Genomic DNA, 532 nt, shown 5'->3' with positions numbered 1-532 from the left:
ACTGGTGGCTGACAACGCCGCCTACGCACATCAACTCCCCGAGAATATTGCCCCTCTGGTGGCAAACCTGGTGCTTGAACAACACACGATTTTCAGCCATGTCCTGGCTTCGGCCACGTCAAACGGCAAGAACATCCTGCCACGCGTTGCCGCGCAGTTGGACGTTGACCAGATCTCCGAGATCATCTCGGTGGAAAGCGCTGACACCTTCAAGCGTCCGATCTATGCCGGTAACGCCATTGCCACCGTGCAATCGAACGCCGCCGTCAAGGTCATCACCGTGCGTGCCACCGGTTTCGACCCGGTTGCCGCTGAAGGCGGTTTGGCCGCGGTTGAAGCCGTCGCCGCGGCTCATGATGCAGGCAAGTCGTCGTTCGTCTTTGAGTCGCTGGCCAAGTCCGACCGTCCTGAACTGACCGCTGCCAAGATTGTCGTTTCCGGCGGTCGTGGCATGCAGAACGGTGACAACTTCAAGCACCTGTATACCCTGGCCGACAAGCTCGGTGCCGCGGTGGGGGCTTCCCGTGCTGCG

Annotated in this window: 1 protein-coding gene; it reads left to right on the top strand. The window is 60.5% G+C overall.

The features are described from left to right. Positions 1–532, top strand: a 532-nt coding sequence (locus M5C56_RS32305) for an electron transfer flavoprotein subunit alpha/FixB family protein (protein ID WP_247263509.1), incomplete at both ends; no start/stop codon positions are given.

Source organism: Pseudomonas sp. MWU13-2862 (genome assembly GCF_023242495.1).
GTDB classification, from domain to species: Bacteria; Pseudomonadota; Gammaproteobacteria; order Pseudomonadales; family Pseudomonadaceae; genus Aquipseudomonas; species Aquipseudomonas gingeri_D.
This window is presented reverse-complemented; position numbering and strand designations above follow the sequence as displayed.